The sequence below is a fragment of the Gammaproteobacteria bacterium genome (assembly GCA_016199745.1).
Taxonomy (GTDB): domain Bacteria; phylum Pseudomonadota; class Gammaproteobacteria; order Acidiferrobacterales; family Sulfurifustaceae; genus JACQFZ01.
The window spans coordinates 38,449-53,363 of the sequence record JACQFZ010000028.1; the positions used below are offsets into that span (position 1 = coordinate 38,449).

Genomic DNA, 14,915 nt, shown 5'->3' on the forward strand with positions numbered 1-14,915 from the left:
TTGCTAGCGCTACGGCAACCATGACCACCACTTCAAGCGCAGCCAGTTAATGAGCGAGCGTGTCCAGATGGAAATCAATTGCCGCGAGTCGATATCGATTTTGGCGATGCCTTGCATGCCGGGGCGTAAATAATTCAGCGGTTTGTCGAGCTTGGCCTCGACCCGGAAATAATTGGCATGCGCATCCGTGCTCGCCACCGGCGTGATGCGCTCGACCACGATCGCCAGCGCCTCGTCCGGCATCGCCGTCAACGTCAGCCGTCCGCGTTGACCGGCGCGCACGTCGGCAATATCGGTTTCATCGACTTTCAAGATCACGCGGTAGTCATCGAGCGGCGCCAGCTTGAACAGCACTTGCCCGCGTTCGACCGGCGAGCCGAGCGCTTGGCTGAAGTCGCCGCTGATAACGATGCCGTCGAACGGTGCGATCAGCTGCGCCCGACCGAGCTGCTTCTCGGTGAGCGCGAGTTGCGATTCGGCTTGCGCTAGCTGTGCGTTCAGCACGCCGATTTGGATGCGGTCATGCTCGGCGAGCGCGCGCCGATATTCCTGCAACACCTGCTCCTGCTTCGCCGACCACTTCAGCTGTTCGAGTTTGAGATCGCGGTCGTCCAGCGCCGCGAGCACCGCACCTTGGGTGACGACATCGCCCGGCCGCGCGCTGACGCTTTGCAGAAATCCTTTTTGCGGCGCGGCGACGATGCGTTCGATACGTCCTTCGAGCAACGCGTCGGCGGTGACTTGATACTGACCGGAAATGACCGTCAGCAGCACTAACAGCAAGACGACCGATCCGCCACCGAGCTTGGTAAGTAAATGTCCCGGGCCGAACCAACGTTGCCATTGCGCGTGCGCCGCATCGCCGATCATCGACAGTAATCCACGATCCTCGGAACGACGTAATTGCAAAATCGGGCCAACGAGCAGCGCAATCTGCTCGAACAAACGCGCGTTGTCGGCGTCCCACGACGATTGCGCGGCACTGCGCTCGAATGTCAGCGCACCGAGCAAGCTCTGCCGATGATGCAACGGGATCGTGCAGATCGCGCTGCTTTGTTGCCAGCGCGCGAGTTCGGCATGCGCGATCGGGACGCGGGTGTTCGGCACCGGCGGATGCAACACGGTGGTCTCGTGTTCAAGCGCTTCGTCCATTGCCGCTTCGAGTTGCCGCGCGAGCTGCTGCCGTTGCGAGAAGCCGGCGTTGTTGGCGAGCGCTTGCAGCTTGATATGGCGACCGTGGATCACGCCGAGGCTAACGCGATCGCAACCAAGTCGTGCCGCCAGCTCGGTCACGAGCGTGGTCGCCGCCGCCGCAAACGAATCGGCCGTCAAGCAGGCGGCGACCAGGTCGAGCACAGCGCCCAATTGCTCGGTGCGTTTCGGTGTTGCCGGCAATTCGAGTTGGTCGAGCCATAAACTGCCGACCTGCAACATTTGCGCAAGCGGTGCGCGTTGCTCATTCGTCAGGCGTGGAACCTCGAACACAACGGCACCGTAAATTTTTCCATCGCGCACGAGCGGCGCCGCGAGCATTTCATGTTCGCTGTCGTTGCCGGCGGCGAACAAAAATTGGCCGTGCTGAATCGCGCCGCGCGCGGCGGCGGTCATGACCGGGCTAACGGCGTAGTCCGCCGGCGACACTGCCGTCGCCGTGCAGCTGCCATCGGCTGCGCCGACAAAAACGACCCCTTTGGCCGTGGCGTCGATAAGCCGGCACTGAACCGAAAGCCAATGGTTTACGGGGGCGCTCCCTAGCATGCGATCCGAGACGAGATGCGTGTAATTGGCTAGTTAAATTGCAAAGCCCGTGCCTATTTGCACGGCAAGCGGCAAATGGCATGGATTCTGCTTTCGCACGGGGTAACCGGAGATTTATCCGCCGACCATCTTTAGACAACAACTGATAAGGGAATCAGCGAGATGTGGCGTAAGGCAGTGCTAGTCGTGGCTTCCTGCTTCGTCGTTTTCACACCGGCTTGGTCGGCCGGTGCACCTGGCTTACCCGAAATTTATGCACTGGCGCTGCAGAAAGCGCCGGAAATGCGAGCCGCCGCGGCAGCGTTCGCCGCTACCGATGCGGCACGCAGTCAGAGTTTGCGCGCGTTGCTGCCATCGCTGTCGGCAAGCGCGGAATCGGCCAAGAACCGGCAAGACGTGCTCGAGACCGGCGTGGGTAACACCGGCGAATTTCGCTTCGACAGCAATACCTACACCCTGACCTTGCGCCAGCCGGTGTTTCGCCGCGACTTGTTCACGCATATTGACCAAACGACGGCGCAGATCACGCAGGCGCAAGCGGAGTACCGCGCCGTGCAGCAAGCCTTTATCGTGCGTGTTGCTGAACGCTATTTCGAGGTTCTGGCAGCACAAGATAATCTCGAATTTGCACGCGCGGATCGCACGGCGGTGGCACGTCAGCTTGAACAAATCCGCGTGCGCCACAGCATCGGCGTCGGCGCACTCACCGATTTACGCGAAGTCGAAGCGAGTCACGATCTCGCGATCACGCAAGAGATCGATGCCGAGTCGCGTTTGACCAGCGCCGAAGAAGCGTTACGCGAGCTTAGCGACAACTATCCGCAGCCGTTGCGCCGGCTCAACATCGAAATCCCGTTGCTCGCCCCCGAGCCGGCAACGCTCGATGCGTGGAGCCGACTGGCCGAGCAGGAAAATCAAAAACTGCTCGCCGCCACCGGTGCGGCGCGCGTGGCCGAACAGGAAATCGCTCGTCAGCGCGCCGGTCACTACCCTTCGCTCGATCTGGTCGCGACGTCGTCGAAAACAGAGAGCGGTGGGCGTTTCGGCGACAGCGATATCAAGGACAACGCGATTGCGCTGCAGCTCAACGTACCGCTGTACTCGGGCGGCCAGATCAGCGCGCAAGTACGTGAAGCCCAGGAACGTTACACCGAAGCCCGTGAGCGCGCCGAGCAGCAACGGCGCGCCGTGATCCGCCAAACCAGCGACGCTTACCGCGCCGTGATCGCCAGCATCAGCCGCGTCGGCGCACTAACGCGCTCGATCGCTTCGACCGAAGCGGCACTCGATGCTGTCGAAACCGGATTCCAGGCGGGAACACGCACGGCGGTCGACGTTCTTGGCGCGAAGCGGACGCTACTGCGCACCCAACGCGACCATGCAGCCGCGCACTACACCTATATATTGAATACCTTGCGCCTTAAGGAGGCGGTCGGCACATTGTCACAAGCGGACATAACAGCACTCGCCGGCTGGTTCAATTAACTTCCTGCCACCTTGTCGGTCGCGGCACCTCTACCGTCGCCTGTCGTTGGTCATTCCCGGTAACGACAACTTCACGGTCGCCCGTACGGCAACCTGTTGAAGGAGTATGCCTAACTTAACGGCGCTTACCGTAAACTAGGGCGATCAATAAAAATCCGCTTTTTAAAAATGACCGGGCCGACGACTACCCCATGAGCGCCACTATCTATCAATTAGTGTTGACTACCTGCCCCAATATCGAGTTGGCGGAACGCATCGCGCACGCGCTGATCGAGGAACAGCTGGCCGCTTGCGTCAACATTCTGCCGCCGATGCGGTCGATCTATCGCTGGCGTGGACAAGTAGAGTCGGCCAACGAGCAATTGTTGATCATCAAATCCTGCGTGTCCGACTACGTCGCTTTGGAAAAACGCATTCGGGTGCTGCATTCTTATGAACTTCCCGAGATTATTGCCGTCCCAATTACCGGCGGCTTGCCGGCCTATCTCGCTTGGATCGAGAATCCTGACCATATTCCATGACCCAATATCTCGCTTGCCTGCTGTTGCTGTTCACCGTTGCCGTACAGGCAGCGCCGGAAGCATCGCCCGTTACCGCTAACTCATCGACGCCGGGCTCGCTGCTAAAGACATTCAGTTCAGGCAATAGCGCCGAGCCGGTGGATCCGGAACAAGCGTTCCGGGTGAACGTCACGGCTGCTGGGCCGAACGAGCTGTTGCTGCGTTTTACCATTGCCGATTGCTGCTACCTGTATCGCGATAAGACCAAGATCGAATTGGCAACATCGGCATCGGCGGCGCCGACGCTCGGCAAATACGAACTCCCGCCGGGTACGCCGAAAGCGGATGAATTTATCGGTAGCACCGCGGTATACCACCATTCCTTCGAATTGCGCGTGCCGATCAACGGCCTAACGCAACCGAGCGGTGCGGCGCTTAGGGTGACCTACCAAGGCTGTGCCGAGACACCGGTCGCCATTTGTTATGCGCCGATCACGAAAACGTTTGCGCTCGATTCGCTCGACAACGCCTTGAGCCCATCGCCGACGCCACCACCCGCAAACGGAAAATTCCTGCTCTATCTGCTCGGCGCGTTCGGCTTCGGCATGCTCCTGACTTTTACACCGTGCGTATTGCCGATGGTGCCGATTCTCTCCAGCGCCATCGTCGGCTCGGGCGATAAAAAGTTGACCAAGCTCGAAGGCGGTCTGCTCTCTTATAGCTATGTCGTCGGCACCGCCGTGACCTACACCGTCGCCGGCGCGCTCGCCGGCGCGAGCGGCGAACATCTACAAGCCTATTTCCAAAACCCCTGGGCTATCGGCACGTTCACGGCAATTTTGGGGGTGCTGGCATTGTCGATGTTCGGTTTTTTCGAGCTGCAGATACCCGGCTTTATCCAGTCGTTCCTGCATCATCACAGTCATCACGTGCACCAACGCAGCCGGCATTTGCGCGGCGGTGCGTACTTCGGCGTGTTCGTCCTCGGACTGCTGTCGGCGCTTATCGTCGGCGCGTGCGCCACACCGATCTTGCTGACCGTGCTCGGGGCGGCGATGCAGACCCACGACCCGGTGCTTGGCGGTAGTCTGATGTTCGCGTTGGCGCATGGGCAGGGCGTATTTCTCGTATTGCTCGGTGTGGGCGCGAGCTTTCTGTTGCCGAAGGTCGGCACCTGGATGGAGACGATCAAGCATGTCTTCGGTGCGATGTTGATCGCCGTCGCCATCTACTTGCTCGGCGCACTGCCGGCGGTGCCGGTGCTGATGTTGTGGGGCACATTCTTCATCGTCAGCGGCGTTTATCTCGGTGCCAACCAACGACTGCCCGATAACGCCAGTGGCTGGCGTTATTTATGGAAAGGTCTCGGCACGGTGTTATTGATCTGGGGCATACTGGCGTTAGTGGGCGGCTTCGCCGGCGAACGCGATGTGCTCCATCCGTTGCCGACCCATTGGCAAACCGCCGCCGTTAACAACCCAGCCGGCGCCGTCGTTGAAACAACTCGCTTCATCCGTGTGCGCAACGTCGCCGATCTCGAGCAACACTTGGCGCAAGCCAAAGCCGCCGGTCGGCCGGTAGTCGTCGATTACTATGCCGACTGGTGCACCGACTGCGTACGGATGGAAGGCACCACCTTTCGCAACCCGGACGTCCAAAAAGCGCTGAAGAACGTGGTCGCGCTCCAAGCCGACATCACCGAAAACAGCCATTCAGAAATTCAGGCGCTGAAGCAGCGCTTCGGTATCTATGCACCACCCGCCATGGTGTTCATCGATGCCAGCGGTCAGGAACGACGCGAATTGCTGGTGTATGGCTTTCAATCGACCACCGAGCTGCTAGCGCGGCTCGGCAAAATCTAACGCTATGTCATCGCGCCATCTTCGTTATGCGTTGTTCGCCACCATTGCCGTCGCCGGGATTGCCACCGGCTTTTGGGTCGCGACGCTCTTTAAGCCGGCGCCCGAGCTAGCGCCGGCAACACCGCCTAGCGATTTTGCGCTGCCCGATATCGACGGCTATTCACACCATCTGTCGGAATGGCGCGGCAAAGTCGTCCTGCTTAATTTCTGGGCAAGTTGGTGCGCACCCTGTCGCGACGAAATCCCGCTACTTAAGAACATGCAGACACGCTATGCCGCTCAAGGTCTGCAAATCGTTGGGATTGCCATTGACGACGAGGAGGCAGTAACCGAGTTTCAGGAAAAAATACACTTCAACTACCCCATTCTAATCGGTGAAATCGAGGCCCTTGATCTCCTGGCGCCTTATGGAAATCCTAGCGGCTCGCTTCCCTTCAGCGTCGTCTTGGATCATGCCGGCCAGGTTGTCAGCCGCAAGCTAGGGTCGTATCGCGCCCCCGAGCTGGAAACCGCCATAAAAGCAGCCCTTGCTCGCAAACAAACGCCTTAAAGCCCGCTCTTGTAGCGATCTTCGGCTATCTCGAATTTAATGTCGGTAAAGCAGGCCGGTGCTGGACAACGTGTCCGCTGCCGGGCAGAATGCCTCGCGATCTTAACCCGTCAAACGTCCGGGAAATGCTCCGATCATGGCAGAACTGCTGGTACTGAACGGACCCAATCTCAACCTCCTGGGCACCCGCGAGCCTCAACATTACGGCACCGCGACGCTGGATCAGATCGGCAAGCGTCTCACTGAGCAGGCAAAGACCGCCGGTCATCAGCTGCAGTGCTTTCAAAGCAATGCCGAACACGCCCTAATCGACCGGGTTCATCAGGCAGCCACCGACGGTGTGATGTTCATCATCTTGAACCCGGCGGCCTATACCCATACCAGCGTCGCCTTACGCGACGCATTAGCAGCCACGCGCATTCCTTTTATCGAAGTCCATCTCTCGAACGTTTACGCGCGTGAACCGTTTCGCCGCCATTCTTATTTCTCCGACCTGGCAGTCGGCGTGATTTCCGGTCTCGGTGCCCAGGGTTACGAATTGGCCCTCGCTGCCGCTATCGAACGAATTAAAAAACCCTAAGCAGCGGCCAAGCAACGAACACGTATAGGTTCGTTTCGGTGCGCTGTTAGCCGCGAATCAAAGGCTGGGGTTCGACGAAGATTCAGGTGTCGCTGCCCCGAATGGCAGACGAACGACGATAACGGGGTAACCTTTTTTGGAGTTATTCATGGACATACGAAAAGTTAAAAAACTGATCGAAATGCTGGAGGAGTCCAGCCTCGCCGAGATCGAAATCCGCGAGGGCGAAGAATCTATTCGCATTAGCCGTGCGAGCTCGGTCGGCCACCCGCAAATCGTCGCCGCGGCAACGTCGGTAATAGCAGCCGCCGCACCGGCAGTTAGCAACGGAGGCGCCGGAGAAGGCCCACACTCGCTGGTAAATTCGGGACAGTCGGTAACGTCGCCGATGGTCGGCATTTTCTACCGCAGCCCAAGCCCGGGCGCGAAGCCGTTCGTCGAAATCGGCAGCGAGGTTAAAGTCGGTCAACCGCTGTGCATCATCGAGGCGATGAAGATGATGAACCAGATCGAGTCGGATAAGGCCGGCATCGTCAAAGCGATCCTCAAAGAAAACGGTCAGCCGGTAGAGTTTGGCGAACCGTTGTTCGTCATCGAATAGTCCCGCCCCCATGTTCGAAAAGATCGTGATTGCCAATCGCGGCGAGATCGCGCTGCGTATTCAACGTGCCTGCCGCATGCTCGGTATTAAAACCGTGGCGTTGTATTCGCAGGCCGACCGCGACGCCAAATATGTCCGCCTCGCCGACGAGTCCGTTTGCATCGGCCCACCGCGAGCGCTGGACAGCTACCTTAATGTTCCGGCCGTCATCAGCGCCGCCGAGGTGACCGACGCCCAGGCGATCCACCCCGGCTACGGCTTCCTCGCCGAAAACGCCGATTTCGCCGAGCGCGTCGAGAAGAGCGGCTTTACCTTCATCGGCCCGCGCGCCGAGACGATTCGCCTCATGGGCGACAAGATCTCGGCGATCAAAGCGATGAAGCGCGCCGGCATCCCGTGCGTGCCCGGCTCGGACGGGCCGCTGCCGAAAAACGACCGCGAGATTCTGCGTATCGCCACCCAGATCGGTTATCCCGTGATCATCAAGGCCACCGGCGGCGGCGGTGGCAAAGGCATGCGCGTGGTCCATACCGAAGCGGCGCTGATTAACGCCGTCGCCATGACCAGCAACGAAGCCGGCGCTGCTTTCGGCAACGCTACGGTGTATCTGGAAAAGTACCTCGACAACCCGCGCCACATTGAATTCCAAGTACTGGCCGACACCCACGGCAATGCGATTCACTTGGGCGAACGCGATTGCTCGATGCAGCGGCGCCACCAGAAGGTGGTCGAGGAATCGCCGGCACCCGGTCTACCGGAAAAGCTACGCATTCGCATCGGCGAACGTTGTGCCGAGGCCTGCCGCCGCATCGGTTATCGCGGCGCGGGAACCTTCGAGTTTTTATTTCAGGACGGTGAGTTTTATTTCATCGAAATGAACACACGCGTGCAGGTCGAGCACCCGGTCACAGAGATGGTCACCGGCGTCGACATCGTCCGCGAGCAAATCCTGATCGCCGCCGGCGAGAAACTGAGCTACCGGCAGAAAGACATCGCCTGGCGCGGCCACGCCATCGAATGCCGCATCAACGCCGAAGACCCGCGCAACTTCACGCCGTCACCCGGCCGCATCGTGCAGTACCACCCGCCCGGCGGCCCGGGCGTGCGCGTCGATTCACATGTCTACAACAACTACGTCGTGCCGCCGTACTACGACTCGATGATCGGCAAGGTCATCACCTTCGGCGAGACACGCGACATCGCGTTAGCGCGTATGCGCGTGGCGTTGTCGGAGATGGTGATCGACGGAATTAAGACCAACATCCCGCTGCATCAAGACATCCTCACCGACACGCACTTCATCGATGGCGGGACCAACATTCATTATTTAGAAAAGAAGTTGGGGCTGTAACTCGGCGCTCAAATGAGCGTCTCCCTCCCCCCTTGCGGGAGGTGAGGCGGAGTTTTCGCGAACACACTTAACGTGTGTTCGCGCCGCCGAACGGGTGCAGATGATTTTTCTGTACCCAGGTGGGAATACAACAAGGGAGAGGGGGATCATCTTTAGGAGCCTACTAAGCCCCCTCTCCCCTGCCCCCTCCCCCGCAAGGGGGGAGGGGAACCTGCTAACCACTATTTCGCAGACCGGTGGCGATGCCGTTGATCGTCAACAATATCGCCTGCTTCACGCCATCATCTGTCTCACCCGCGCGGAAGCGGCGCAACAACGTCACCTGCAAGTGATTCAACGGATCGATGTACGGCGAGCGACCGCGGAAGCTGCGCGCGAGCATGGGATTACTTTGCAGCAGCTCGCGTTGGCCGGTGATCGCCAGCAAGTGCTGCACTGTCAGATGCCACTCGGCTTGGATGCGACCGAAGACGTGATCGCGCAACGCTAAATCGTCGACCAACTCGGCGTAGCGCGAGGCGATACCGAGGTCGGACTTCGCCAGCACCATATCCATGTTCGACAACAACACGCGGAAGAACGGCCAACGGGCATGCATCTCGCGCAGCAGCGACAACGCGTTGTCGCCGTAGCGATTGACCAGCGATTGCACGGCAGTTCCAAAACCGTACCAACCCGGCAACATCACGCGCGATAACGACCAACTGAAAACCCAAGGGATCGCCCGCAGATCTTCGATGCGATCGGACTTCTTGCGCGACACCGGCCGGCTGCCGATGTTGAGATCGGCCATTTCCGCGATCGGCGTTGCCGTGCGGAAAAATTTGGTGAAGTCGGGCGTCTCGTACACCAAGCCGCGGTACGCCGTGAACGCGGTCTCGCTCATTTGTTCGAGCGTCGTATGATACGCCGCAAAGTCGTCGCTCTCGGCATGGTTCAGTAACGTTGTCTCGAGCGTGGCAGCGATCAACGTTTCTAAATTGCGCCGGCCGATTTCGGTGTCGGCATATTTACTGGCGATCACCTCACCCTGTTCGGTGATGCGGATCTGGCCGTTGACGCTGCCCGGCGGTTGCGCACAAATGCCTTGGTAGCTCGGGCCGCCGCCGCGGCCGACAGTGCCGCCGCGGCCATGGAACAGCCGCAGCTCGACGCCGTGACGCGCGAAGACTTCCACCAATGTCGCCTCGGCCTTGTACAACTCCCAGTTGGCGGTGAGAAAACCACCGTCCTTGTTGCTGTCGGAGTAACCGAGCATGACTTCCTGCACGTTGCCGCGGCTGTGCAGCAACTGCCGATACACCGGCATGCCCAACAACTCATCCATGATCGGACCGCAACCACGCAGGTCGGCGATGGTTTCGAACAACGGAATGATGTTCATGTCGAGCTGCGGCTCGGTGCCCGGGCGCAGCAAGCCGACTTCCTTGAGCATCAGCGCCACTTCGAGCATGTCGCTGACGCCGTCGGCTTTCGAAATGATGTAGTTCGGCAACGCCACTTTGCCGTAACGCCGGTGCAGATCGGCAGCGGTATCGAAGATCACCAGCTCTTTGGTCGTGTCCTCGCTGTACGGCAGATACGGCGAGCGCAGCGGCCGCGACGTGCTGATTTCCTGCAACAACCAGCGACAACGATCGGCCTCGGGCAACGCCGAATAATCGGCGCTGCTATTGGCTTGGCGGAATAGCTCGCTCACGACTTGCTCGTGCACGCCGCTGTGTTGGCGCATGTCGAGCGGCGCCAAATGGAAGCCGAACACCTGCGCCGCGCGCCGCAGATGGCGCAAGCGACCGCGGGCGATGCGCTGACCGCCGTTGCGTTCGAGCGAGTCGGCGACGACGTCGAGATCGCGTACGAATTCGCCGGCATCGGCGTAAGGCGTCGCTTCCGCCAGCGCGCGGCGCTCGACCGATTGTTGATCGAGCTTTTGTAACGTGGCCGCCAAGCGTGCATAGACGCCGACCAACGCCCGCCGATATGGCTCGTCCAAACGATGGTCCGACGGATCGGGTGAGATCTGCGACAACCGCTCGAGCTCGGGACTGATCGCCGCCAGCTTCCGGCCCATACTGAGCTCGGCGCCGAGCTGATGCACTTCACCTAAATAATGTTCGAGCGCCACCGTCGACTGCCGGCGCATAGCGTGACGCGTCATGTCTTGGGTGACGTACGGATTGCCGTCGCGATCGCCGCCGATCCAACTGCCGAGGCGCAACACCGGCGACAGTTTGAAGGTGGGATCGCTCAAGTGCGCAGCGAGGCGATCTTCGACTTCAGCGTGCAACCGCGGTACTTCGCGCAGGAATGTGTAGCGGTAATAAGCCAGGCCGTTTTCGATTTCGTCCGGTACGGTCAGGCGCGCGGTGCGTAGAATGCGCGTCTGCCACAGCGTCAGCACCACGCGCCGCAGTACTTCTTCGTTCTCGTGCAACTCTTCGAGCGAGAAGTTCATGCGATCGCGCAACGCCAGCAAGCGCGCGATCTCGCGTTGCGAATCGAGAATGCTCTTGCGCTGCACTTCGGTCGGATGCGCCGTCAGCACCGGCGCAATCAGCGCGTGGTCGAAGAATGCCGTCAACGCCGACTTGTCTATACCGGCCACGCGCACACGCGTCAGCGCCAACTCCAACGTGCCATCGCGCGCCGGCGAGCCGGCATCTTGGTGCACGCGCCGGCGGCGGTTGCGATGTAAGTCCTCGGCAATGTTGGCGAGTTGCGAGAAGAAACTGAACGCCCGCACCACCGAGATGACGGTGCCAACACTCAAATTATCGAGCGTCTCGTTGAGCTCGCGCCGGGCAACCGCATCGCTGTCGCGGCGGAAGCGAATCGCCATTTGCCGGATGCGTTCGATGCGCTCGAACATCTCCGCGCCCTGCTGCTCGCGAACGGTGTCGCCGAGCAACCGCCCCAACAGGCGGATGTCCTCGCGCAACGGCGTGTCTTTGTCAGTCGGCGCCAAAAGTGACGGCGTGGCGTATTTCGGAGTAACGGGATTGGTGCTCATGAGTAATAGTAGAACGCATCAGCGCTTGCCGCGCCAACCTAATCACCGCCTCAACGAACCCACTTCCCCTGCCCTTGGGGGAGCGGAGACGCGCACCGGACAGCAACTCGGCTCAAACTCGCGATACGATCACGGGCCCTCGGTAAGTAAGCAGGTACGATAAGATACGCACTATGCCCTGGATACAACTGACACTTCCCGTCACCGCCGAACAGACGGAGACGGCCACCGAAGCGCTGGAAGAATGCGGCGCTATTTCCGTTACCCTGCAAGATGCCGCCGGCGAGATCGTGATCGAAACTCAGTGGCAACAGACGCCATTGTGGTCGAAAGTGCAGGTGACGGCGCTGTACGCGGAAGACGCCGACCTTGATGGAATACGACAGACGTTGGCGCGGTATCTGGCGCTCGACCACCTGCCGGCGTTCTCGGTCGAGCGGGTCGACGATCAAAATTGGGCACACGCCTGGAAGGCGCAGTACAAACCCCTATCCATGGGCGGCCGCCTGTGGATCTGCCCGAGTTGGTGCGAGCCGCCGGAACCGGAGGCGGTCAACATCATTCTCGACCCCGGCATGGCCTTCGGCACCGGTACGCACCCGACGACGGCATTCTGCCTGCGGTGGCTGGCGGAACAGGATCTGCGCGACAAGATCGTGCTCGATTACGGCTGTGGCTCGGGCATCCTGGCGATCGCGGCATTGAAGCTCGGCGCCCGTGGGGCCTGGGCTGCCGACATCGACGAGCAAGCGCTGACGGTCACGCGCGAAAACGCCGAACGCAACGGTGTCACCGATCGGTTACATATCCTGCTGCCATCGGCCCTGCCGACCGATTGCACCGCCGATCTGGTGTTAGCGAATATTCTCGCCGGCGCCCTCATTGAGCTCGCGCCGGCGCTAACGGACTACACGCGGCCGGGCGGCAGCCTCGCCTTGAGCGGCATACTGACGGAACAAGCAGCGGAAGTTGGGGCACACTATTCGAAATACTTCGACCTGCAGCAACGCGAGCATGAGGGATGGGCATTGCTCGCCGGCGCTAAGCGCTTGTAAGCCGTACTAGCGATACTCAAGCCACCATGTACACCCGCTGCCCCGAGTGCCATACCGCTTTCCGCGTCACCGTGGCGCAATTGAAGGCGCGCGATGGATTGGTCCGCTGCGGCCGCTGCGCGGCCGTGTTCCGCGCCGATTTGCGATTGTTTGCCGCACCATCGACGGCGAGCAGCATCGAGGAAATTACCCCGCCGGCACCACCCCCGGCGATAGCGCCGGCCGAGTCCCGCAACGACAGCACATCTACCGCGATCGAACCGACGGTGGAACCGGCGGAGATACCGATCATCTCCGAGCTGTCGCTGTTTTTTCCGAGACCGAAACGGTCGGTGCATCCGGCACTCTGGACGACTGTTATTGGCGCGCTGCTGCTGCTGTTGGCGATACAGTTCGTCTATTTCTACCGCGATGAGATCGCCCAGGTAGCGCAATTAAAATTTGCGATGACGAAATTTTGCAGTTGGTTGAACTGCGAAATCATGCCGTCGAGAACACAGACCACCCCCGAATTGCTGCAAACAACCATCGCGCCACACCCGCGTTACGCCAACATCTTGCGCATCCGTGCGTCACTGGTAAATCGCGCCGATAAAGTCCAACCACTACCGTTAATGGAAGTCAGCTTGACCGGCAGCGACGGTGCGCTATTGGCGCGCCGCAGCTTCGGACCCAATGAATACCTCGCACCACCAGCGGACATGCAATCGCTGACGCCGAACGTCGCCGTTCATGTGTTGCTCGAAGTCAGCAACCCCGATAGCAAGGCAAGTGGATACGAAATCAAACTGTTTCCGTCGGGATTAGGCACCCACCATTGATCTGCTGCCGGTGTGCGTCGGCAAAAAACAACAATCATGCTCTTCCACCCGCAGATTATTTCTGGTTATGATTCCGCCCCCGCCCGCACTGGCTAGCAAAGATCCGACATGAGAATCGGACCTTACACGTTAAGGAATCATCTCTTTGTCGCGCCTATGGCCGGTGTTACCGATCGGCCGTTCCGACAATTGTGCAAACGTCTTGGCGCCGGCATGGCCGCGTCGGAGATGGTTTCGTCCAATTCGCTGCTCTGGGGTAGCGACAAGACGCGTCGTCGCGCCGATCACGCCGGTGAGGACGAACCGCGCACGGTACAAATCGCCGGCGCCGAACCGGCGATGATGGCCGAAGCGGCGAAGCTGAACGTCGACCGCGGAGCGCAGATCATCGACATCAACATGGGTTGCCCGGCCAAGAAAGTTTGCAACGTGATGGCCGGCTCGGCGCTGCTACAGCACGAAGCATTGGTCGCGCACATTCTCACGGCGGTGGTAAAAAGCGTCGATGTACCGGTGACATTAAAAATCCGCACCGGCTGGGATCGCGCGCACAAGAACGGCGTGACGATCGCGCGCATCGCCGAAGACTGCGGCATTCAATCGCTCGCCGTGCACGGGCGCACGCGCGCCGATCTTTACCAAGGCGACGCCGAATACGAAACCATCGCCGCCATCAAAGCGGCGATCAAAATTCCAGTGATCGCTAACGGCGATATCACCACACCGGAAAAAGCCGCGGCGGTGCTGAAACAAACCGGTGCCGATGGCGTCATGATCGGCCGCGCGGCCCAGGGAAACCCGTGGATTTTCCGGGAAATTTGGCACTATTTACAGACCGGCGAGCAGCTGCCATCACCGCCGGTGACCGAAGTGCGCGACACGCTGCTCGATCATCTGGCCAATCTGTACGCGTTTTACGGCGACTACACCGGCGTGCGCATGGCGCGCAAACATATTTCTTGGTACAGCAAAGGACTGATCGGTGGCGCCGCGTTTCGCAATCGCGTGAATCGCGTCGAGACCATCGACGAACAACTGGCATTGATCCGCGAATTTTTCGATCGGCAATTGCACGGTCCGATCGCCACCGAGCTCGCCGCATGAAAGAAAAGAAAATCCTGCTGTCGACCCACGTTAAGAATTCTCTCGAACGGTATTTTCACGACTTAGACGGTGAGAAAACCACCGGCGTTTACGACATGGTCATGGCTGAAGTCGAGCGGCCGCTGCTCGAGGCGGTCATGCGTCACGTCAAGAGCAACCAATGTCGCGCCGCCGAGCTGCTCGGCATCAATCGCAACACCTTGCGTAAGAAGCTTAAGCTCTACAAGCTTAATTAATC

At 59.9% G+C, this 14,915-nt stretch carries 13 protein-coding genes; 11 read left to right on the forward strand and 2 right to left on the reverse strand.

Translation table 11 applies throughout. The features are described 5' to 3' along the window. Positions 1-9: 9 nt before the first annotated feature. On the reverse strand, positions 10-1,758 hold the full coding sequence (locus HY308_07700) for an HlyD family efflux transporter periplasmic adaptor subunit (GenBank protein ID MBI3898166.1): 1,749 nt from the start codon (positions 1,756-1,758) through the stop codon (positions 10-12). Between the two features lie 162 nt (positions 1,759-1,920). Here HY308_07700 and HY308_07705 point away from each other — a divergent pair, with 162 nt between their 5' ends. The 7 genes from HY308_07705 to accC all read left to right on the forward strand — a co-directional run bounded on the left by HY308_07705 (position 1,921) and on the right by accC (position 8,687). Next, complete coding sequence (locus HY308_07705) at positions 1,921-3,243, forward strand: TolC family outer membrane protein (protein ID MBI3898167.1); 1,323 nt, start codon at positions 1,921-1,923, stop codon at positions 3,241-3,243. A 191-nt stretch (positions 3,244-3,434) separates the two neighbouring features. Continuing rightward, entirely contained in the window at positions 3,435-3,764 is a 330-nt protein-coding gene (locus HY308_07710; protein ID MBI3898168.1) for a divalent-cation tolerance protein CutA, read from the forward strand. Continuing rightward, a complete protein-coding gene (gene dsbD / locus HY308_07715; GenBank protein ID MBI3898169.1) occupies positions 3,761-5,605 on the forward strand; it encodes a protein-disulfide reductase DsbD in 1,845 nt (614 codons plus the stop codon). Before HY308_07710 ends, dsbD begins: the two co-directional genes overlap by 4 nt. A gap of 4 nt (positions 5,606-5,609) precedes the next feature. After that, positions 5,610-6,155 (forward strand): redoxin domain-containing protein, encoded by a 546-nt coding sequence (locus HY308_07720; GenBank protein MBI3898170.1) that lies wholly within the window; start codon positions 5,610-5,612, stop codon positions 6,153-6,155. A gap of 136 nt (positions 6,156-6,291) precedes the next feature. Beyond that, positions 6,292-6,735, forward strand: coding sequence for a type II 3-dehydroquinate dehydratase (aroQ, locus tag HY308_07725; GenBank protein ID MBI3898171.1), 444 nt, complete (start codon positions 6,292-6,294; stop codon positions 6,733-6,735). Between the two features lie 148 nt (positions 6,736-6,883). Then, positions 6,884-7,336, forward strand: a complete 453-nt coding sequence (locus tag HY308_07730) for an acetyl-CoA carboxylase biotin carboxyl carrier protein (GenBank protein MBI3898172.1) — start codon at positions 6,884-6,886, stop codon at positions 7,334-7,336. A gap of 10 nt (positions 7,337-7,346) precedes the next feature. Next, positions 7,347-8,687, forward strand: a complete 1,341-nt coding sequence (gene accC / locus HY308_07735; protein MBI3898173.1) for an acetyl-CoA carboxylase biotin carboxylase subunit — start codon at positions 7,347-7,349, stop codon at positions 8,685-8,687. Positions 8,688-8,901: 214 nt separating this feature from the next. Here the strand turns inward: accC and ppc are convergent, their stop codons facing one another. Then, positions 8,902-11,697 carry a phosphoenolpyruvate carboxylase gene (ppc, locus tag HY308_07740; GenBank protein MBI3898174.1) on the reverse strand — a complete coding sequence of 932 codons (2,796 nt, stop codon included), beginning with the start codon at positions 11,695-11,697 and terminating at the stop codon, positions 8,902-8,904. 173 nt (positions 11,698-11,870) lie between these two features. On the opposite strand from ppc, the gene prmA reads away from it, so the two are divergent. The 4 genes from prmA (at position 11,871) to fis (ending at position 14,913) form a co-directional block, all read left to right on the forward strand. Further along, a complete protein-coding gene (gene prmA, locus HY308_07745) occupies positions 11,871-12,752 on the forward strand; it encodes a 50S ribosomal protein L11 methyltransferase (GenBank protein MBI3898175.1) in 882 nt (293 codons plus the stop codon). Positions 12,753-12,778: 26 nt separating this feature from the next. Continuing rightward, complete coding sequence (locus tag HY308_07750) at positions 12,779-13,573, forward strand: DUF3426 domain-containing protein (GenBank protein MBI3898176.1); 795 nt, start codon at positions 12,779-12,781, stop codon at positions 13,571-13,573. Between the two features lie 108 nt (positions 13,574-13,681). After that, complete coding sequence (gene dusB, locus HY308_07755) at positions 13,682-14,677, forward strand: tRNA dihydrouridine synthase DusB (protein ID MBI3898177.1); 996 nt, start codon at positions 13,682-13,684, stop codon at positions 14,675-14,677. Beyond that, complete coding sequence (gene fis / locus HY308_07760; GenBank protein MBI3898178.1) at positions 14,674-14,913, forward strand: DNA-binding transcriptional regulator Fis; 240 nt, start codon at positions 14,674-14,676, stop codon at positions 14,911-14,913. Before dusB ends, fis begins: the two co-directional genes overlap by 4 nt. The last annotated feature ends 2 nt before the right edge of the window (positions 14,914-14,915 follow it).